The 20,827-nt window shown below is 43.0% G+C and carries 22 protein-coding genes and 2 tRNA genes; 10 read left to right on the plus strand and 14 right to left on the minus strand.

Annotated elements, in window-relative coordinates; all coding sequences use genetic code 11:
* Positions 1-117: 117 nt before the first annotated feature.
* On the plus strand, positions 118-249 hold the full coding sequence (locus tag OH455_RS08200) for a hypothetical protein (RefSeq protein ID WP_269981032.1): 132 nt from the start codon (positions 118-120) through the stop codon (positions 247-249).
* On the opposite strand, the gene OH455_RS08205 is transcribed toward OH455_RS08200, so the two are convergent.
* Positions 239-619 carry a hypothetical protein gene (locus OH455_RS08205; protein ID WP_045977233.1) on the minus strand — a complete coding sequence of 127 codons (381 nt, stop codon included), beginning with the start codon at positions 617-619 and terminating at the stop codon, positions 239-241. The genes OH455_RS08200 and OH455_RS08205 overlap by 11 nt on opposite strands.
* Before the next feature lie 364 nt (positions 620-983).
* On the minus strand, positions 984-1,523 hold the full coding sequence (locus OH455_RS08210; protein ID WP_269981033.1) for a hypothetical protein: 540 nt from the start codon (positions 1,521-1,523) through the stop codon (positions 984-986).
* Between the two features lie 323 nt (positions 1,524-1,846).
* On the opposite strand from OH455_RS08210, the gene OH455_RS08215 reads away from it, so the two are divergent.
* The gene (locus OH455_RS08215) at positions 1,847-2,803 is read left to right on the plus strand and encodes an IS110 family transposase (protein WP_269981034.1); all 957 of its coding nucleotides are present in this window, start codon (positions 1,847-1,849) and stop codon (positions 2,801-2,803) included.
* A gap of 22 nt (positions 2,804-2,825) precedes the next feature.
* On the opposite strand, the gene OH455_RS08220 is transcribed toward OH455_RS08215, so the two are convergent.
* From OH455_RS08220 to rtcR, 6 genes are all read right to left on the minus strand, one after another.
* Entirely contained in the window at positions 2,826-3,614 is a 789-nt protein-coding gene (locus OH455_RS08220; protein ID WP_269981035.1) for a DUF2971 domain-containing protein, read from the minus strand.
* Positions 3,615-3,771: 157 nt separating this feature from the next.
* Positions 3,772-4,059 carry a contact-dependent growth inhibition system immunity protein gene (locus tag OH455_RS08225; protein ID WP_269981036.1) on the minus strand — a complete coding sequence of 96 codons (288 nt, stop codon included), beginning with the start codon at positions 4,057-4,059 and terminating at the stop codon, positions 3,772-3,774.
* Between the two features lie 156 nt (positions 4,060-4,215).
* On the minus strand, positions 4,216-4,743 hold the full coding sequence (locus tag OH455_RS08230; protein ID WP_140076768.1) for an ATP-binding protein: 528 nt from the start codon (positions 4,741-4,743) through the stop codon (positions 4,216-4,218).
* A 148-nt stretch (positions 4,744-4,891) separates the two neighbouring features.
* Positions 4,892-5,248 (minus strand): hypothetical protein, encoded by a 357-nt coding sequence (locus OH455_RS08235; protein ID WP_269981037.1) that lies wholly within the window; start codon positions 5,246-5,248, stop codon positions 4,892-4,894.
* 405 nt (positions 5,249-5,653) lie between these two features.
* On the minus strand, positions 5,654-6,148 hold the full coding sequence (locus tag OH455_RS08240) for a hypothetical protein (RefSeq protein ID WP_269981038.1): 495 nt from the start codon (positions 6,146-6,148) through the stop codon (positions 5,654-5,656).
* A 581-nt stretch (positions 6,149-6,729) separates the two neighbouring features.
* Positions 6,730-8,322 carry an RNA repair transcriptional activator RtcR gene (gene rtcR / locus OH455_RS08245; protein ID WP_269981039.1) on the minus strand — a complete coding sequence of 531 codons (1,593 nt, stop codon included), beginning with the start codon at positions 8,320-8,322 and terminating at the stop codon, positions 6,730-6,732.
* Positions 8,323-8,577: 255 nt separating this feature from the next.
* Here rtcR and OH455_RS08250 point away from each other — a divergent pair.
* The 5 genes from OH455_RS08250 (at position 8,578) to OH455_RS08270 (ending at position 12,225) form a co-directional block, all read left to right on the plus strand.
* A tRNA-Phe gene (locus tag OH455_RS08250) sits at positions 8,578-8,647 on the plus strand.
* Positions 8,642-8,718 (plus strand) — tRNA-Lys (locus tag OH455_RS08255). Before OH455_RS08250 ends, OH455_RS08255 begins: the two co-directional genes overlap by 6 nt.
* A gap of 181 nt (positions 8,719-8,899) precedes the next feature.
* Entirely contained in the window at positions 8,900-10,072 is a 1,173-nt protein-coding gene (locus OH455_RS08260; RefSeq protein WP_269981040.1) for a slipin family protein, read from the plus strand.
* A gap of 74 nt (positions 10,073-10,146) precedes the next feature.
* Complete coding sequence (locus tag OH455_RS08265) at positions 10,147-11,373, plus strand: RtcB family protein (protein WP_206369198.1); 1,227 nt, start codon at positions 10,147-10,149, stop codon at positions 11,371-11,373.
* A gap of 9 nt (positions 11,374-11,382) precedes the next feature.
* A complete protein-coding gene (locus OH455_RS08270; protein ID WP_269981041.1) occupies positions 11,383-12,225 on the plus strand; it encodes a nucleotidyltransferase domain-containing protein in 843 nt (280 codons plus the stop codon).
* A gap of 95 nt (positions 12,226-12,320) precedes the next feature.
* On the opposite strand, the gene OH455_RS08275 is transcribed toward OH455_RS08270, so the two are convergent.
* The 5 genes from OH455_RS08275 to OH455_RS08295 form a co-directional block, all read right to left on the minus strand.
* On the minus strand, positions 12,321-13,583 hold the full coding sequence (locus tag OH455_RS08275; protein ID WP_045977589.1) for an AAA family ATPase: 1,263 nt from the start codon (positions 13,581-13,583) through the stop codon (positions 12,321-12,323).
* Positions 13,567-14,217 carry an RNA ligase family protein gene (locus OH455_RS08280; RefSeq protein WP_206369201.1) on the minus strand — a complete coding sequence of 217 codons (651 nt, stop codon included), beginning with the start codon at positions 14,215-14,217 and terminating at the stop codon, positions 13,567-13,569. The genes OH455_RS08275 and OH455_RS08280 overlap by 17 nt, the downstream gene beginning before the upstream one ends.
* A gap of 160 nt (positions 14,218-14,377) precedes the next feature.
* Positions 14,378-14,713, minus strand: coding sequence for a low molecular weight protein tyrosine phosphatase family protein (locus OH455_RS08285; RefSeq protein WP_269981042.1), 336 nt, complete (start codon positions 14,711-14,713; stop codon positions 14,378-14,380).
* A 23-nt stretch (positions 14,714-14,736) separates the two neighbouring features.
* On the minus strand, positions 14,737-15,375 hold the full coding sequence (gene prfH, locus OH455_RS08290) for a peptide chain release factor H (protein WP_206373991.1): 639 nt from the start codon (positions 15,373-15,375) through the stop codon (positions 14,737-14,739).
* A complete protein-coding gene (locus OH455_RS08295) occupies positions 15,372-16,544 on the minus strand; it encodes an RNA ligase RtcB family protein (protein WP_269981043.1) in 1,173 nt (390 codons plus the stop codon). Before OH455_RS08295 ends, prfH begins: the two co-directional genes overlap by 4 nt.
* A 364-nt stretch (positions 16,545-16,908) precedes the next feature.
* On the opposite strand from OH455_RS08295, the gene OH455_RS08300 reads away from it, so the two are divergent.
* Positions 16,909-17,841, plus strand: coding sequence for an ABC transporter substrate-binding protein (locus OH455_RS08300; protein WP_045977585.1), 933 nt, complete (start codon positions 16,909-16,911; stop codon positions 17,839-17,841).
* 176 nt (positions 17,842-18,017) lie between these two features.
* Here OH455_RS08300 and OH455_RS08305 read toward each other — a convergent pair whose 3' ends face one another.
* The gene (locus OH455_RS08305; protein ID WP_269981044.1) at positions 18,018-18,734 is read right to left on the minus strand and encodes a glutamine amidotransferase-related protein; all 717 of its coding nucleotides are present in this window, start codon (positions 18,732-18,734) and stop codon (positions 18,018-18,020) included.
* Positions 18,735-18,833: 99 nt separating this feature from the next.
* Between OH455_RS08305 and OH455_RS08310 the strand changes: the two genes are divergently transcribed.
* Together OH455_RS08310 and OH455_RS08315 are read left to right on the plus strand one after the other, a co-directional pair.
* The gene (locus OH455_RS08310; protein ID WP_045977583.1) at positions 18,834-19,637 is read left to right on the plus strand and encodes a helix-turn-helix transcriptional regulator; all 804 of its coding nucleotides are present in this window, start codon (positions 18,834-18,836) and stop codon (positions 19,635-19,637) included.
* Positions 19,638-19,901: 264 nt separating this feature from the next.
* A complete protein-coding gene (locus tag OH455_RS08315; RefSeq protein ID WP_269981045.1) occupies positions 19,902-20,765 on the plus strand; it encodes a hypothetical protein in 864 nt (287 codons plus the stop codon).
* The last annotated feature ends 62 nt before the right edge of the window (positions 20,766-20,827 follow it).

A 20,827-nucleotide genomic window follows, 5' to 3' on the forward strand; every position in this document is an offset into this window, starting at 1 on the left:
TAGATTAAATTCAGGACACACACCAAAAGACCGAATCTAATTGGGACAGACACCTTAACACTCCTGAACAATCCCAATAAGAGATCCTCAATATGTGTTTGTCGTAAGCAATGCGTAATGACCGAAATGACAAGCGAAGTAGATAACTTTGTTGTTCGAAGAGCATTGGCTGCTCGCGCAGCCAACAAGGTGTTATTGCCTATTGACAGGCAGAAGGCTCATATGTGTTATGTACGTGCTAAAGATTAGTTAGTAATTTCTTCAACTTAGCAACTTCTAGACCGTGCTCTGTAAGCTCACGACCATTCTTGCAGTTATGACACTTTTCTTTACTTTCCTTTGTGAGAAAAAGCTCATATGTGTCTCTAGCTTCTTGGTTACCTAGCCCAATATCTAAACACGTCTGTTCAAACTGTTCAAAAGGTGGTTTATCGGCTTCCTCCCAAGCTCTCTTAACATCAGAGTATTTACTATCAACATCAGTTGCCCAGTCACCATATTTTTCTCTGAACCGAGCCCAAGAAAAACTTAAAGTCGATCCACGGCCCATACATATAGAGCACAATTTCGTACGATCTTGCGATTCAATTTCCTCTATTAACATATTGATAAAACTCAATTTTACCTCCTAGTATATAACACCGTGTTAATGGGGGGGGGGTGAACAACGCCACCACCGATTCTGAGCATTGTGCCGTAAACACTAAAGCAGAATCAAACTGAAAATGCCAAGCGTTGCGAATCACTCTTAAACAGTTTGATACTCATTGAGCCTTCTCCTCCAACTTAGCCTCTCGACTAAGCAGGAAGGCGACGAAACCAAAAATGGAGAAGACTCTAGAATCTAATTGGGACAGACACTTTAATACTTTTGTCCTAAAAACACATAACGCCTGCAATAAGGTGCCCCACGCTAAACTAGCAAAGCACACCGAACTTCATACCAAAACCGCCGAGTGTAACGGGTCACCTTGATTGCCTTGTTAAATGGCAATTTTTGACTCGTAAGCTCGCAACCATAAGCCCTCAACCCAAGCCTGTTCACCATTCTGTCGAATTTGTTGCGGTAACTTAGATGCTTCAGAGGATTTAGCCCATTTTAGAAAAGCAAGAATGTCCTTTTTAAGTCTTTCCAAGTCCTGCAGTAAGATAGCTCGAGATTTACTCTTAAACTCAATCCTTTCAAAATCATAGCTCAGGTTTTTGGGCTCATATGAAACCTTAACACCCCAAATACCTCGAACCTCACTTGGCTTCAGTTTTAGTGGATAAGAAAACACATCATTTTCAAAGTCATCTGGCACTTCACCACTCAGATTAGGAAGGTAAGTATGCCTAAAACACAAAACATGTGAAATCCCACCAGGTGTTGCCATTTTTCCACCTAAGCGAATAAGACTAATATTTATTTCATCGTCAATATAGTAAATGCTTTTATTCTTACATTTGAATCCTGATTCAAGAAGAGGCCGCAAGACTACATTATCAAACTGTTCTTCGAATTCTCGTTTTTCCATAGCCATTTAACGCCCAATTAAGGTGTGAACCACGCGACCACAAAACTCAACTGGAGCGCCTTAATCACTAAACTAGCCCCAAACCAAAAATGCCAAGCGTGGTGAATCACTCTTAAATGTTTGTATGGATAATAAGCACTCCAATCGGGTAAGGTGAGACCCAGGCTTTAGCTGCAACTAAAGTTCTTCTATATGATAGTTCGATTAAATGATGGCTCCTCTATCGAGAGACCGATAACAAGTACGAACGTCAGATAGAACTCCAAGCACCACACTCGAATAGTCTTCTGGGTCTCGAGCCCGCATTTGCAAGCAAGAGTTAGCTTATTATGAATACAAACACACTTCAAAACATTAATGTCGGCGTTGATACTGGCAAATCACAATTAGATATTTATATCCGTCCGCTCGACATTTACTTCACCGTTCCTAACAATGACAAAGGCATCAAAGAAGCCGTCAGAACTATCGCTAAACACCAACCTCAGCGTGTCGTGATTGAAGCTACTGGACGATTAGAAATGCCCTTCATCCTTGCTTGTGACCAAGCAAAGCTACCCTATGTCATCGCTAACCCTTTGAGGATAAAAAGGTTCGCTGGTGCTATCGGACAAAGAGCTAAGAACGACCGTTTAGATGCCGAACTCATCGCACATTATGCCGAACGAGTTCAGCCCGAACTTACCAAGCTAAAAAGCGAAAACATACGCCTTATGAGTGACTTAGTCACGAGGCGGAACCAACTACTCACCATGCAAACGATGGAAAGAAACCGACTACAAATATTACCCAAGAACATCTCATCGACTATTACTCCGATTCTAACCGCTCTAAAAAATCAGCTTGAAAAAGTAGAGGCAAAGATAGAAAAGCTGATTGAGAGCTGCCCTGAGTATCAAGCTAAGAGCACCATCCTTCAAAGCATGCCTGGCGTAGGAAAGATCCTAGCCGCCTCACTAATTAGCAATGTACCCGAACTCGGTTGTATCACTAACAAGCAAGCCTCTTCTCTCATTGGCGTCGCACCTATAACAAGAGAGAGCGGACGCTTCAAAGGCAAACGGATGATAAAAGGAGGTCGACCTCAAGTTAGAACAGTCATGTACATGGCAATGATGTCGGCGATCCAATGCAACCCGGTATTTAAGGCTACTTATGAACGATTACTTGCGGCAGGAAAACCTAAAAAAGTAGCGATAGTCGCCTGTATGAGAAAGATGGTGGTGATCTTAAATTCGATGCTAAGAGACGGTGTTATGTGGGATCAGAATAGCGCCAAAAACTAACTGTTGACGCCATAGTCTCTTGTTAGCACTCTGGTGAGATTACTTCGAAGTCTAATCCATACGTATATTTCGATATGCTCGACTGAATTATCTTCGAGTGAGGACAGTGCTCTGAAACTAGTCTTATGATTTCCGCCTTTTTCTCCTCTGGTACTCTGCAACCAATAATAACCTCCTTGATCTGAGAACTAGGAAAGGGCATCAAGCCCACACCTGCACCTAGGGCAGGTCTCATAAAACGGACTTCATCTTCATAAGCCCACTCTGTAGACTTTGTAAAATAGTGTTTTGTCATTAAGTCTTCACGAGCTTGCTTATCCAACAGGGTTCTTCCTACCTTAGCCTCTGTCATAAGCCAATCCCGTTGAAGAAGACAAATCTCGGGATACTTATTGGAGTATTCAACGTCATAACCAATACCAAACTCTTCATCAAAAGGCCGCTTTATATCAAACCCAATACATACCCCCTGATGAGAGTCAGCATAATGACTCCACATTAGAAGGTTATCTCGATGTGGAGTCATACACAGTAAACCTGTTTCAGCTGCATGAGCTTCATCTAATGACCGTGCATTAACAAAATTATGCTGGATATCTTCCATTGCAAGCGGTAACAGCTTATTTACATTTTTACGTTTTGCTCCTTTTGCTATTAGGTGACGCTTCACTTCTTGGCGACTTGGTACTTTATAGCTTGGTAGCCCTTCAAAAGGGTCATTCATACTGAGAACAGACGCAAAATATACTTGTTGTTCACAAATAATGCTTTTATACGACAATGAAGATAAAGATAGATATTTATATAGCAATACGATATTCCCCAATAGAGTGCTAATGCCGCGTTAAGTGGTGAGCGACGCAAACCACTGCACTTAAAGTATTGTGCCGTAGACACTTAACCTGAAGCAAACCGAAAATGCCACGCGTTGCGAATCCGCCTTAAACGCTTTGTGATGCGATTATTCATCATTGTTCGTATTTCGCAACTATCTGACGGATAAAGCCTAACCAAACGTCTACTGTTTGATTAAACCCTGGACCATAATTTGAACCCAACTCCTTAATTTCATCTACAGTTAGATCTAATAAAATAGCTTTGTCTAAGTCCCTGATGAGCCCTTTTACTAATTCAGTGCTTTCTGTGGCCACAAATTCATAAACCACCTCGTCTAGAGACGAATTTTCAAGAGCGCATTGGTATAGATAAGTGCTAAAAAAATAGCGAAGTGAACTTAATTCTTGCTCGATATTCATAAACTTTATCTTCAACACTTGGATTCATATAACGCCAAATTAAGTAGTGAGCAACGCTACCACCTAACCTAATCCATTGTGCCGTAAACACTAAAGCTGATTCAAATCAAAAGTGCCAAGCGTTGCGAATCTGCTTAAATTTATTGTTATGCGATTCTATCCCACATGAGCCACAATTCTTTCAGCCACCTGATGGGCAGGTAAGTTTGAGTTGTCAATTGAGATAGTGTTTTCGTGTTTAATACCAATGAACTTCATATCAGTTAGCAACTTGTCCATCGTTTGAGGGCATGAAAGCTTGTAAGAGTTGACCCTTTCTTCAGACTGAGAACGCTTTCGAATTATGTCATGGCTTGGACTCAAGTGAATTGGATACACTTCAATACCGTTGTCATCAAAGAACTCTAGATATTTGTTGATTTCCACGGAGTCACTTTCATAGCAAGTCATATAGGTCATCACTAGATGGGTCACACCTATTTCTTGGGCTTTCGCAAGTGTCGTTCTACGAATTTGGTTCGTGAACTCGAAAAAGTCTTTATCACCAAACTCGTCATAGATTGATAGACTCAAATCTACTGTCAAATGGTTGTGAAACAACTTGTACCCAAAGTGCTCAGCTAGCTCCTTAGCTACCGTTAACTTTCCTGCTGCTGGCGCTCCATGCAACCATACTAACTTCATACAACTATCTCCCAGCTTTACCGAATCGCATAACGCCCTGCTAAGTGGCTAGCAACGCAAACCACAACATTTAAACTAGCCACCGTAAACACTGTACCAAACTAGAACCAAAATTGCCGAGCGTTGATAGTCCGCCTTAAGCAGTTTGTTAAGTGTTTGGCTTGCCATATTTGCTAAACTTCTTTTGCCACCCACCGTCACCATAGAGCTTACAAACCAAACTTTCGCTACTAGTAGTAATGTTCTGACCGCCTACTGAAAGTGCTATGTTTTCTGATTTTCGTATCGCCTTGTCAAGATTGAAAAGGAAATCGTTTATTCCACCATCAATACAATAGGTGACAGTTTTTACAAGCAACGCCTTTTGTTCAGGGGACCAAGCCTCGATTTCATTCTGAATTTCTTTGTGACCCGGGGATTCATATCGAGATTCCGTCAACCCCTCGCAAAGCTCTATCGAGACATCTCGAAGTTTCTCTATTAATAACTTTCCAAATTCATCCATACTTTTGCTCATCACTCTTGTACATTTTGACACTTAACATTCTTAATAACAGGCAATCTCGTTTTTCTCTCTACCTGACTTTTTATCAACTTACCATAACTCATTAAAAACTATCGAATATACGTCATATTGCACACCCTGCCATCACAAAAAAACGAGCGTGCGTGTTATCACTTTTTAACCATGCGCGTTATCTTGGCAAGAATTGCGCTAATCTTATGGCTAACAATAACTTATAAAACCCTTCAGCTGCTAAACAAGACTGAACTCCCAACAAAACAAGCCACTTTTCATACTCAAACCTAGTCTAACCCCAATAAACGGTATAAATGAAGCGCAGAAAGGCTTAGAGCAACCACCCTACCCCAAACTTCAGTGATTCTGTACCTGCCCGTTGATAGCCAATCAACGCGAGGTGAGAGTTTGCTCTGCCTTAAGCGTCTTAACGATGCCGTCTCGCTGACTATCGCTCAATGGAAACCAGCGGTTCTTCTGGATCTGCGGTTCAGACAGTACCTCAAGCAGTGCATCTGGGCTCAGTTTCGCTTTCCCGTAAGCCACCAGCTCAATCGGCTGTGCGCACAAAGACTGCAAACGACAAATACATTGGTCAACGTCTTGGGTAAAACACAAGTTATAGGCATTTTGGTTCTGCATCTTGATTAAACAAAGATCGGGAGTGCCACCAGATGGGGAGCAGTGCTCGGTAAAGCGGTTGAGTTGCGCTTGTCTAATAATCGCCTCGAGCCAGCTGTATTTAGACGTTTGTTTAGGGTCGGGCCCATTGAGCAGCGTCGATAAATCACGCATATGGGAGCGAATCGATTCAGGCTCGGTGTGAATACGGTAACAAATAGAATTGAGGACTTTCAGAACATGATCATCTGTGAGCTTTGGCATAGTAACCTCCAACAGGAAAACATTTCCATCACCACACAGAGACCCCATAACAAAGGGTGGTGAACTGAACAAGGTTAGCACTACCGCTCACTAGTAAACGGCCAGCCGAAGCTGCCTCGCCCAGCTCACCGTAATACCAACAGGATTGTTCAAACAAAAACCAATCCGTTTTCTACAGGTGCGCCAAGGCAGCACATAGGGAGCAGCGTTTTGCTGACGCTCTATGCGACTAGTGAATTGAGGCGGGGTGCTAATCCCGACACTGGATTTTGCCAGTGCTTTTGCAGGATATCGCTGGGGTTCAGAAGAGTCAACGGATTCAACGCATAGGCCGATTAACTGGTCAAAAATCAGGTTCTTATAGAGGAGTGTGTTAACAATGTGTCGAGTAAAGAATGGGGTTTAGAAAAGGCCGTCACAGAAAATACCCCATAAACAAAAGGGGGCATGGTACGCTGGAGTGTTGCGCTCAGTTATCTCTGATGGTTGGTGACGTCCGATTAATAATGTCTGTCAATACCGACTCCCTATATGGCGCTGTTCCCAACATCAAAGCCAACCCTAATGGCAAGAATGCAGATCTATAGGTCAGCCCATTTCAATCCGAACTTAGCTAAATATTTCTGCAACCGACTTGAGTCGTTAGTTTGAGCTTTCAATGTTCGGCTCACATTAAACAACTCCCTACCAGCAGAAGCCATGCTGCTGTGCCGGCGACATACAGACAACACAAAATTTAACTGGTTGGCATCAAATTGGTCCAGTTGTTCAACCTCAGCCACCGACAAACACGCTTCTACATGCGTGAGCTTAGATTGCTGACAAGTGGGATACCAAGCGCGCTTTAGTCGTTCAATTTCATCTTTTACATCGTCAACGGAAATTCTCGAAGAGTCTGCTAAGGTGCAAAGCCTTGTGATCGCTGAACTTAAGTCTCGAAAGTTTCCAACCCATAACGCTTCGTTGGACGTAGCGAAACTGATAAAAGCATGCTTCGCCTCTTTGTTAAACTGCACCCGTTGTCCTGATTTTTGCGCGTACAAATCAATTTCATAATCAACGTTGGCAGGAATATCCTCTTTCCTGTCTTTTAATGCAGGAAGCTGATAAGTCCAAAGATTGATACGCGCTAACAAATCTTCCCTAAACGTGCCTTTTTCAATTTCGAGCTTGAGATCTCGATTGGTACCCGCAATCAATTGAAAATCACTCTGTACGGGGCTATCACTCCCTACCGGATGAAATGTTTTATTTTCAATCGCATGCAGTAGCATGGCTTGCTCTTCGAGGCCCAGCTCACCAATCTCATCTAAGAACAAAACGCCATCATTGGCTGTAAGCAAAAAACCATCTCGTGATTTTTGAGCGCCAGTGAATGCACCTTTGGTATGACCAAATAAGGCCGCCATAGCATTTTCGCCTTTTAGCGTCGCACAGTTTACGGATACCAAAGCGCCAGAAAGCATTGCACGTCTCTTTTTCAGTTGGTAGATGCGAGTCGCCAATTGGCTTTTGCCTGCTCCGGTTGGGCCCGTTAATAGCATGGGGTCTTCAGAACGTATCGCGACCTTTTCTAACTGAGTAATTAATCGGTTAAACCCTGTATTAAGTGTTTCAATGCCCCCTTTGAGAAACTCTTTGCCTTCTTGATGTTCGACATCAAAACGGGTCGCCAATTGGTCATATTTCGACAAATCAAGGTCTATGATTTGCACACGTCCAATCGACTTGTTGTTATTGTTGTGATCAGGAGAGGTTTGAATTAAACGCCCTGGAAAGTGACGACTCTCGGTAAGTAAATAACTACAAATTTGAACAACGTGTGTGCCGGTTGTGATATGAAAAAGGTAGTCGTTGTTATCAGTATCGAATTCTTGTTGTTGGCACCAATCAAAAAGCTTGGCGTAGACTTCCTCAAAATCCCACGGATCGGAAAAGTTAATCGAATGCAGTGTCACCTTGGTTTTTGGAGACACAGATTCGATGTCTACAGCGACGTTATTTGCCAAGCGATAGCTGTGGTTATCATGCAGCATGTGTAGCTCATCGACCAGCAAGTCTTGCTGACTGCACAAACTCACATTGGGCCGCCACCTTGCCCATCGGTCCACTCTTTTACCAACAAAATCCAATTGAGTTCCAATAAGACTTATCGCAACTGTTCTCTTACTCATATCGTATCCATATAGATAACTTAGCTATCCATTAGGTTATATTTTTGTGTTTTTGTTATCAACGCACTTTTATCTAAAAGAGCAAGGAATATATATTTTTACCAATAAATACATACACTTAAAAATTAACTTCAAGAAAGATCACCATTTTGGCACATAGCTTGATATTACCTAGTTGTCTGATGATTTGGTTGTGATTCAAAAGGTCACTCCGGTGCGCTGAACACTGTGACTGCGTATGCCTTATCAGATAACCATTAAGTAGCTCAGAGGTAGAGCAGCGAAGAAATTTCGTGAGTCATGGGTTCGAATCCCATCTTAAATGCAGGTAGCTCAATTGGTAGAGCCTCGAATGCTTAATTCGATTGTTGTGGGTTCGAGTCCCACCCTTTTTACAATGAGTAGTTAAAACGTTAGTAAGCCGTTGGTACCAATGGTAGATAAGCGCCAGAGTGAATAATCAGTAGCAAGCAGGATGCTCCCTACTGAAGTGCAGCTTGAGGCCTTTATTAATCACGTATCTAACCCTTACTAACATCACCACATCGGTATATGGCAAGAAACGAAGGAAATTAAGATGTTTGGAACAACACTATCTTTAAGAAAAACAGTATCAGTAGCAGAAAACCAAAGAGTATTAGTGTTCAAAAATCAAAAGCTAGATTCCGTATTAACACAAGGCAAGCACAAAATATGGGATTTGAAAAACGAAATCGAATTCATGACTTTCGATATTAACTCTTTATTTTTTTCTGAGGAGAATGCCGAAAGACTGTACAAAAATAATGAGTTACTTCGTGAACACATTTCGCATTGGAAACTAAAAAGCAATGAAGCTGGCTTGTTATACGTTAACGATTTGCTACGTGGCGTAGTTGCCCCTAGCGAGCAACTATACCTATGGAAAGACGCAGGTGACATTCGCTTGGAGAAAGTGACCATAGATGAAGAGATTGAAGTTGAAGAACAAACACTTTTTTTAATCAATCGTGCTGGGGCTAATACCTCCTCACGTTTGATCAGAAGCGAAAGCACGATAGCAACCAAACCCATCGCTGATCTAACGGTCGCAAACGACCATGTTGGCTTGCTGTATGTCAACGGCCAACTGCTAAAAAGACTCGCGCCTGGACGACATGGCTTCTGGCAGTTCAACCACTCCGTTGAGTTGAAATCATTTGATTGCAGAACTCAACTACTTGAGATTTCTGGTCAAGAAATCTTGAGTAAAGACCGCGTAAGTCTACGAATTAATTTGAGTGCAAGCATTAAGGTACATGATGCTGAACTAGCGGCACGAAGTGTCGATAACGTTGATGATTTTGTTTACAAAATGCTGCAATTAGCCTTAAGAGAAGCGGTTGGCACAAAGTCATTAGACGATATCCTGCTGGATAAATTGTATGTCAATGAAACAGTGAAAGAGCTCGTCGCAGAGCGCCTATATGAAATGGGCATCACTTTGATGAATGTCGGCGTTAAAGACATCATTTTACCCGGAGAGATGAAAGCCATTTTGAACCAAGTGGTCGAAGCGCAAAAAGCAGCGGAAGCCAATGTGATCAAAAGACGTGAAGAAACTGCGGCGACAAGAAGCTTACACAACACAGCAAAAGTCATGGAAAACAACCCGACTTTAATGCGCTTAAAAGAGCTTGAAGCGTTAGAAAAAATCGCAGACCAAATTGATAGCTTAACGGTTTATGGCGGCCTAGAAGGTTTAATGAATGGGGTTGTAAAAGTCGCGTAGGCATATCGATAGAAACTGAGCGGCTATGAATTGGCGAACGCTTGCGCGGCGATTAAAGAATTAAGGAAGCAACAATGTGTAGAAACTATAACGTTATTGAAAATGAAGGAAGAGCCACCATCAAGGCATGGACTAAAGGGGTGCCTTTTGATGACAAAGCTCAAGAGCAGTTGAACAACATCGCTGGTATGTCGTTAGTCCATTCACATATTGCGGTGATGCCGGATGTTCACCTTGGTAAAGGCGCAACGATTGGAAGTGTTATTCCTTCTGTTGATGCTGTCATACCCGCAGCCGTCGGGGTCGATATTGGATGCGGTATGTTAGCAACAAAAACAACGTTAACGGCCAGCCAGTTACCCGATAATTTATCAGGGATCAGACATGCTTTTGAAGCAGCAGTACCTCATGGTCGTACTGGAGGAAGGGGAAAAGCCCGAGACAGAGGAGCTTGGCACAATATTCCAGATGTCGTTGCTGGCGAATGGAAAAAGCTCGAAGCAAGATTTGAAACTATTTGTCACAAGCACCCAGCGATAAGAAAAAGCAACCATGTTAAGCATTTAGGCACCATGGGCACGGGTAATCACTTTTTAGAACTGTGCCTAGACGAAAACGATGCGGTTTGGATCATGTTGCACTCAGGAAGTCGCGGTGTAGGAAATAGAATTGGCACTTACTTTATAGAGCTTGCAAAGAAAGAAATGCAACGCCATCAAGTTAACTTGCCTGATATGGACTTGGCTTACTTGGAAGAAGGCAGCGCATACTTTGATGACTATGTGGAAGCGGTTGAATGGGCACAAGATTTTGCCGCCAAGAATCGTGAAATAATGATGTTTAATGCTATATCTGCACTGAAAAAGCAAATACCAGTCGCGTTTTCTACCGCTGAGTTAGCGGTGAACTGTCATCACAACTACGTCTCTAGGGAACGGCATTTTGGCAAGGATTGTTATGTGACTCGTAAGGGAGCGGTAAGAGCCGAAAAAGGCGAAATGGGCATTATTCCAGGAAGCATGGGGGCTCGCTCTTTTATTGTTCGTGGGTTAGGAAACCCTGAGAGTTTTAATAGCTGTAGTCATGGTGCTGGACGAGTGATGTCGAGAACACAAGCTAAAAAGGTCTACAACATTAATGATCAAATTGCTGCAACCGAAGGAGTAGAGTGCAGAAAGGATGCCTCTGTGATTGATGAAATTCCCCATGCTTACAAGGATATTGAAAAAGTCATGGCAGCTCAAAAAGACTTGGTGGAAGTGGTTTACACACTGAAGCAAATCGTTTGTGTAAAAGGCTAAGGAAGTAAAATGGCAATGAATGAAAGAGTCAGTGAATTTGCTGAATCGAAACAAGTCATAGACACGAAGATCAGAAAAGAAATATTGCGCAGAATAGCCGCAGCTGAAAAAGAACATGATATTAAAGTGATATACGCGGTTGAATCTGGCAGTCGAGCGTGGGGGTTTTCCAGCCCGAATAGTGATTACGATGTGCGCTTTATCTATGTCCGTAAAAAAGACTGGTACCTATCCATCGATCTTGAAGATAGACGCGATGTTATCGAATATCCAATAGTCGACGAAATAGATATCAATGGCTGGGATTTACGTAAGGCGTTAAACCTATTTTGGAAGTCGAACCCTGCTTTTATTGAGTGGTTACAGTCTCCAATTATATATGTAGATGATGGCTATTTCGCTCAAAGGGCGAGGGAGTTAATGCCGGCTATCGCTTCTTCACACAAAGGGATACATCACTACTTACACATGGCTAAAGGTAACTTCCGAGGATATCTACAAAGGGATTTAGTCCCTTTGAAGAAGTATTTCTATGTGTTGAGACCATTGCTCGCCATCCAGTGGCTAGAAAAATACGACAACCCCGCGCCCATTGAATTTGACCAACTGCGCCAATTAGTGGCCGAACACATTCCCTTAGATGAAGCTATTACTGCTCTCTTAGAGCGTAAGAGAGTCAGTTTAGAGAAAGAGTATGCGCCTGCGGTGCCAGTCATCAATGAATTTATCGAGTCTGAATTACTTCGGCATGAGCACTATGTGGGGAGTAACAATGGACGAGAGGCTCAATTTGAGTCACTGAATTTGCTATTCAAAGCTGTATTGGAAAGGAACGAGGCAAATTTGCTTTAAAAAAGCTAGCGGGTGATACACTGTTCTAAATGATGAAAGTTACCTAGGCATTCGCCTAGGTAACTTAAATTTATTGTTAGCTTAGAGGCTAGATATTAACTAAAGGTCCCTTTTCTGTATAACTCTGAGCCATTCTCCCCAATGACCAAAAATCGGTGACTTTCAGTTGGCCACGGCCATTCAAGTTTGGTCAGTTGACTAGAGATTACCTCATCACCCACCGCGTATTGGCGATTGCGGTTATTCACACGGAGGCTACTTTCCTTAAGTTGGAAAACAACCATAGTGATTAACGCTCCATAGTTCTCACCCAGTTCACAGATAGTATTTCTGAAATCTTTGCGGATATTGGTAGCATCCCAAACCACGTTGCGCTTATTTGCCAACGCTTTTTTCAATCGAGTTTTGGCCAGCTGTAAAACTTGCCCTCGATTCTTTTGGCAATCACGTTTTCCGTTTAGCTCTTTGCGAATTTGATCAAGAGAGATCACGTCGTAACCCTCTAAGTTCTTCTCGATCCAAGTCGATTTACCACTGCCACTCATGCCGCACATCAGGTATAAATGACTGTAATGCTGGCATGGCTCATAGTTTTTCGCTATTGCCTGTTCAACCGTACTAATATCCCCATGTGAAAGCTGATGGATGGCATAACCATCTAGAAAAGCCTGCTCAGATTGACAAGATTTAAGCTGTATTTTTCTTAGATGAAACTCGATAGGATCCTCGATACCCCAAAGCTGATAGTCTTCTGCAAACAATCGAAACTGTTCAAGTAAATCAATTTGTTTATCTAAATCAGAGCACGTTCGTCCTTTCATATCAGCCTGTTCAAGCCAATATAAGAGCTCCAAATTGGCATTTAAAGATAAACGAAAATAATCACTATAGCCTTGGTTTTTAACCACCAAAAGTTTCGGTACTTGATGAAAGCCGACCAACCCCATAATTTGCATTACAGACTTGTAAGCAAGGGGTAATTCCATTAAACGCGTTGCCAAATAGCTAGCGCCTATTTCTTCATGCCCAGACGCTACCACTCGTTCAACACCTGCAATGTCTCTCCGTCGAGTTGTGAGTGGTTTAGCAATATCATGAAGCAAGGCCGACAAAATTAGGACTTGTCTTTGTGCTCCTTGGATATGCGTGGCCCTTGAAGATAGCAAGGCATACAGCGCCTGTAGCACCATGTCTGTATGAATAGCAACATTGCCTTCCGCGTGCCATTCCTTATCTTGCTCTGTATTTTCAAACTCATTCAACAACGGAAAATGGCTCGCTAAAAATGATCTGCACTCTGCGAAATCAGGCGAATGATCTAAGGCTAAGCTTTCTAGCCATCTATTCAATCTTTTCACCTTCGCCTCCTGTCGTATCTTTTAGTCCGTTAGGTATCACTTCAGCATGCATCCAGTGTTGATCCGTGACCACATGATCAGTTCTCACCCATTTCGACACACACTGAGGAAACTCATTAAAGTGAAAGCGGTCAGCAATTCGCACCACATAACCTTCTTGATGTTCAATATCTAAATCAATATTGCGGATCGTCTCTTCACACCAAAGCCCCAGGTAGAGTTCTTTTGGTGTTTCCAGCCCTAGCTGTTGGAAAAATAGTTTGCTCTCTTGCCAACTTAAACATTCATTTCTGTCATTCCATGCTGAAAAAGCCATGAAATAGCTAGTCAACGCGTCATAAGCAATTGAATGTCTTGCATAGAGGTTTTCACCACAAATACGCCATCCTATTGGAATCCGATATCCGATTTTAGCTTGCAAAGCCTTAACCCACGTTCTCGATGGGTGGAAGCGGCTATCGATAGATCGGGCATGCACGTAATCTGAATACAAGGTGGTGTTTTCGCCGTCCATTTTTTCAGTAACAACGACTGTCTTACCTTCAAAGTGACTTAAATCGCCTTGGTAGATATCATCCTTTGTAGCACCCGGTGACCAAGGTAAATGAGGGGTGCGAGGATATTTAAATCTCATGTTATAACTCCATGTCTATTTAACTAACACTAAGCAACTTGCTTAGCTGTCATTGAAATAGGCACAGCACGTTCTCCCGCATTTTTGTGGCTTGCGAGATTACTCATTTGCTGTGCTTTGATGGAGTTACATTGTTCTATCCTCTAATAATTTGTGGGTTTTATGGTGCAGCTATTCCTATATAGCTGCTAACCGATTGCTTCATAGTTTCAATTAACTCTTCATCCATATACTGATACTCGTCTGGAACATCGAGCACATGGATGTCTTTGTAGTCTAAAAGTCGAGTGAACTGAGACTTTAAGCGACTTCTGTGTTTTTCTTCCATCACAAAAATAATGTCAGACCATTGAATGTCTTTAACGGATACAGTCTTGCGTGCTTTAGGACTCGTGCCAGCTGACCTTACGGAGACTTTGGGGTGGTTTCTCCACACTTGTTCTCCTGTCGGGCTACGCCATTGATTTCGACTGCATATAAAAAGTAAGTTTGTCATATTCAATCCTCGTTGATTTGGGCTTAGCGACTTTTTCTCGTCACAGCGACAAACTTTTCGCCTTTAAATGTCTTTACAGGGTTGCCCCGTTCAAGCTCCCGATGTTGTTGCCAACGTGCTTTTTCTTGAGAAGTCATTTGCTCTTGCTTCATCATTTCTAGTTTTTGAAACAATAAGGCTCTGGCTAGCCGTTTGTTGGCATGTTGGCTACGTTCACTTTCAACCCGCACGGAAACACCTGTTTCCGTGTGAGTGGCACGCACCGCCGAATTGGTTGTATTGACATGCTGACCACCAGCCCCCGATGCCCGGCACGTTTGATACGTTACACCGCTATCTAGGCTTGACTCATCGACTTCGAACATTTGGCCACTGAAAAACCAATTCTTACGCTTATGTTTAGGTCGAAAGGCACTTTGACACACCCACAACATGGCGCCCTGCCAAGAGAAAGCCAATTGCTTGGCTCTCTCCTCAAATGGTGAATCCAGCTTTAGCAGTACGGATCTGAAACAATCCTTATCATCGGCAGCAAGGATATCCACGACATCCAGCTCTATGTTTTCAGCCCGACATTCTTTTTCAATCGCTTTTAGCGCTAAACCAATGGCCTTACAACATTCGATAGGACCTTGTCCTGACGATAATTGGAGTAATATCATGATGAACACTCTCCATTGGTTTTAAACGTTAACACGGGGCGTAATTTTGCTACGACCTCGATTAACCCCGCATCAACCATATCGTTAATGACGGTTTCACAATTTTTATACGCTTGCGGTGCTTCATCATAAAGAAGTTCCTTATTACCACACACCACACGGCTGCCCAGAGCGGTACGATATAAGTCCTCGCGCTTGTATTTATGCCCCAACCGGCCATGACATTCCCCGCGTTTCCACTTTCTGCCAGCGCCATGGGCGAGTGAATAAAGGCTGATTGCCATATTTTCATCTGCACCTTCAATGGGCTTGACTAAATAGCTGTAATCTCCGCGTGAACCTGGAATGACGACATAGCCTTTGTCGCTTGGGGTCGCTCCTTTTCTGTGTAACCAACCTTGCTGGCCCTCTATTTCTTTGGCTGAAACTAGATTGTGATTCACATCCAGAGCGCACTCACCTTTGGCACGAATAGCGTCAAGAAATCGCTTGGCAATAAGTTCTCGATTTAGCTCAGCCCAACGTACCGCTTCATCATGCTTTTGCAGGTAATCTGCGAAATTGCCCACCGCGTCTCCGACTTCGATGCCGTCATGGTTATGGGTGGTTACATGGTTGACTAAAATCGATTGCCCTAGACCTCTAGAGCCAGAGTGCACAAGTAGCTGTAGATGCTTTTTGTTTAACCCAAGTTCATCTAAAGCTTGTTGTTGGTACACTTCTTCAATCGCCTGAAACTCGGCAAAATGGTTACCGCCACCGATAGTGCCTAGTGCATAGTCATACGCATTCGTGGTAATGCTTTTTTCTGATTTTCTCGCGGCAATGTGCTCTGCCCAGCTATCGTCTAGAGGCTGTTCGACATGCCCAAACTTCTTCGCTAACTTATCTAAGTTAACCTTGGATACTTTTGCTGACGTTTGCCAAAGCGACATACCACAACCAATATCATTGCCCACTAATGCAGGGTAAATTTTGCTGGTTGTAAAGAATGCTGCACCAATCGGATAACCTCTTCCAGGGTGCAAGTCCGGCATACCAGCAACTTGCTGCATGCCTGTTAATTTTGATGTTTTAATCAGTTGTTGTATTGCTAGCCCTTCAATCCACGTATCAGTAGACGCAATAAGGCTAACGTTTTCAGTGATCTTTTGGACGGATTTGCCCATAGTACCAATACCTTTAAATAGGATTTAAAACGAAAAACGTATTGGCAGGTCAGTTGACTAGGGCGTAGCTTTATAAGAAAGCGAATACCTTAAAAAAGGGATTTATGAGAGAGCTTCCTGCTACTTATAGGACAAGACCTGCAAAGGATAATGATGTATTTGTCATGATTTTTTACTCCTTTACAGTTAGTTGATAGTTGAATAAGCGGGCGCATAATACGCAAATGGGACTCACAAAGCAATAATAAAAATGCCGTTCAACGGTTAACCTTATTATCGGCATCCAGCATAATAATGCGCCCGACTTGCAAATTTTGCTATCACCTCCTTCACTATAAGAGTCAATCTGGAAGGGGTACCATTTATGAATACAGTACGTACGTTGATAGCCTGTTCGCTTGCAGGGTTATCTTTCAGCTCACACAGCAGTGAACCCGTCAGGCTTCTTTCTCTTGACTGGACCAGCCAGCAAGTATTGACCAAAGTGCTGGGGGATCTACTCAGTCAAAAGGGCGTTCCCATCGAGTATGTTGATGCGAATGCGCGAGCGCAGTGGTACAAACTTTCTCACGATGAAGCTGATGTACAAGTTGAAGTGTGGGAAGGCTCAATGGCATCAAAATTTTATCAACTCATCGACAAGGGCAACATTGTTGATGGGGGGACTCATACAGCAACCACACGAGAGGATTGGTGGTACCCTGATTATGTTGAGCAGAGCTGCCCCGGACTACCGGATTGGAATGCCCTGAAAAGCTGCCATGAACAGTTTGCGGAAGGTGGAAAACTAGGGCTTTACTATACAGGGCCTTGGGAGAAGCCAGATGCAGCGCGGATCAGAGCACTTGGCCTCAAGTTTGATGTCGTAACCCTGAAAGATGGTGCAGAAATCAATGCCAAGATTGATGAATATATTGCCGCGAAAAAGCCGCTACTCATTTTTAACTGGTCTCCTAACTGGGTTGAAGCAAAATATCCTGGAAAGTTTGTTGAGTTCCCTAAATACGATGAACAGTGCGAGCAAAAAGCCTCATGGGGTGTTAACCCAAATTTCAAATGGGACTGTGGCAACCCAACTGGCGGGTGGCTGAAAATCGCCATTTCAAATAAACTCAATCAAAAATCTCAATGTGCAACGGATATTATTAACTCGTTCAAACTGGATAACGGACAAATCGCTCTGGCCGCGATGTTAGTTGACTATCAAAAAATGTCGGTTGATGACGCAGCAAAAAGCTGGTTGGAGCAAAATCAGGGGCAAGTGGATAAATGGTTGACGCACAATTCTTGTAGCTAACCTGTCCTTGCTTAACAACCAACCCAGTAGCTAATTGTTTGGTCTACATGCCATAAACCACATCGCTATGCATGTTTACAATGCCGTGTGGTTTTATGGCCCATCTAATGAGCTTCACTGGGGACACATACGGCTCTTCTGAGCCGTATTTGTATTAAAAACGAGTACATCGTTATTTAGGGCTTTGATAGATAAACATTTTGTAGCTTATCTAAAAACTCCTGTAATTTTTGGTTCATTTCTTCATAGTCGTGGCTGAGCAATACGTCTGGTTCCTCGACAAATCGATACCTTGCCGCTTGACTGAGATCGTCGTTGTCAATCAACAATGCGACGACATCTTTAGTCAATTCCATATGACACTGAAAACCAAAGACTCGATCACTATACGCAACAATTTGTCTCGGACACCCTTCACTGTGAGCAATGATTTGTGCATCAGTGGTCACTCCTGGCATGTCGTTATGCCAATGACCTACTTCTAGCTCCTTGCCAAAGTGGTCAAATAGCGGGTGTGCCAAGCCAGCATCGGTTAGCGTGATCGGGAACTTACCAATTTCAGGCTCTGGGCTGTGGTTGTATTGGGCTCCTAAAGCTTCACCTATCAATTGCGCCCCTAAACAGACACCAATGACCACTTTTTCAGCGTCAATGGCGTTTCGAATCACTGCCTGTTCCCTTTTAGAATCAAAATGAGCACATTGTTCAGTGGTTGTCACTGGATCTTGAGGCCCTCCCATCACAATCAGAAAATCGATATCTTGGACATCATTAGCAAGCGTTTCACCTTGGTATAACCGAGAATAGGTAATGGTGTGAGCGTGACTTTTTGCCCAAGCCTCATAGGCGCCTGGGGGTTCGAAATATTCATGAATAATAAAGTGAATATGCATCTTTCAGCCTTGTGTGTGACGATTGGCTGACGATGTTATATCAAATCGATATGGTGCACTTTATACTACCCGACGACCGATATAGATAAACAGACAACTATGCAAGCCAACGATCTAATATTAGAATTTCCTGAGAAGCAATTCATTACCAAAACAACGGCGATGAGTTCAGGCTACGTTGATGACTTTCATACGCACTCATGGCATCAAATCATCTTTCCTATTGAAGGGTTATTGCAATCGGATATAGGGGGGAAGTGTGTGGTAGTGCCTCACAATGGCATGCTTTACATCCCTGCTAACACAGTTCACAAGTCCATCGCCATTACCGATACTCAATTTCTAGCGATTTATCTTAACCCAGACAAATTCATTCAGTATGGCGCTCAACCGAAATCTTGTTTTGTCAGCCCATTCATAAAAGAGTTGATACTTGTTTTGTTTGACAACGGTACTCGCGCACAGTCCGAGTCCAACATCACCCATTTGCTGATGGTATTGCAAGATCAAATAGCATTGGCAAGCTGCTACGAGATACCCCTGCTCATTCCTACAGATAAACGTCTTTTATCTATTTTTGTCCAACTTAAACAGCAACCTGATTTGTCATTCACACTGCGAGATTGGGCAACAAAAGTAGGGGCTTCTGAGCGAACTCTGTCGCGACTATGCGCAAAAGAGTTTGCCCAATCCTTTGCAATGTGGCGAAGAAACATTCGGTTGGTTTTATCTCTGCAATTACTCAGTTCAAACAAGAGTATTCAAGAAATTGCTATCGAATTAGGTTACGCGTCTGACTCTGCCTACATATACGCTTTCAAGAAAATGTTTAATCAGACACCAAGCAAATACCGCACTGACAGCTTAGAGCGTGGCTTGACACTCAGTCATCACTCAAATTAGTCTGTACGCGGTCTTTAAGCCCCTTGAAAATCAACTCACAACTAGGGAGCGAACTGGCTTTTTTGATTAAACCCATAAACATCCCAACATCAGATGGTTACCTCTCCCGCTGTTGACGCGGTTCACTCAGAGCGCGGTTTGAGCCTTCTTCTTTTCTTCTAGAGTATGTACCTCTATACGCACGCAAACACCATAACTGATAACTTTGACACAAAGGATTTGTTGACTAGGTTTTAAAGTGTTCAAGCAAAAAAGGAATGTCTGATGAGTACACTATTTCGCAACGGGCTTTATGCGGTATTGATGCTGTTTTCGTCAACAAGTATCTCGGCCGTTGAAATTGTTCACCCGATCCCACGTGATGGTTCAGATCTCGACAAATACGCCATCGAACTGATTGGCTTTCTTGCCAACAAATCAGGGCAGCAAGTGACCATCAAGCCCTATTCTCGCCCAGTCGATTCCCAATCGAGAAAAGTACAGTTGCTCAAAGAGGGGAAAATGACCATTGATTGGTTGGGAGCCGATAAGAAACTCGAAAGCCAACTTGTGCCAATTCGTTACCCGGTTTTTCGAGGCTTACTAGGACATCGAATCTTCATTACCAATAAAACCACACAAGCCAAGTTATCGAATGTAGCAACCAAAGCGGAACTTGAAAAACTTAGCATGATTCAAGGCGAAGGTTGGGCAGATGTCGGCGTACTTTCAGCCGGAGGGTTTAAGGTAAAAGAAGTACCCAGTTTTGAGAGCATTTTCAAAATCGTCGACGCTGGCCGCGCGGACTTATTTCCTCGAGCCGTCATTGAACCCTACAGTGAATTGGCACAACGAAAGCAGTATCCAAACTTAGTCGTCGATAGTCAGTTGATGCTGGTTTACAAATTTCCTATGTTCTTGTTCGTCTCACCGACCGCAGAGAACAAAGCCGTTGTTGATCTCCTGAACTCTGGCTTTGAAAAAGCTTATCAAGATGGATCTTTTGTGGAATTTTTCAACAACTCAGCCTTAGTGAAGAAAACCTTTGAACAAGCACAAATGAAACAGCGTCGCGTGTTCAATATCCCCAACCCCAATTTATCCGATGACACGCGAAATATTCCGGATAAATATTGGCTGAAATTTTGAGTCTAAAACGCTTTAAAGGAGCGTAAGTGGCGTTTGTTGACCCACTTGGCATACGCTGCCGT

The organism is Vibrio sp. T11.5, assembly GCF_027587155.1.
Classification (GTDB): domain Bacteria; phylum Pseudomonadota; class Gammaproteobacteria; order Enterobacterales; family Vibrionaceae; genus Vibrio; species Vibrio neptunius.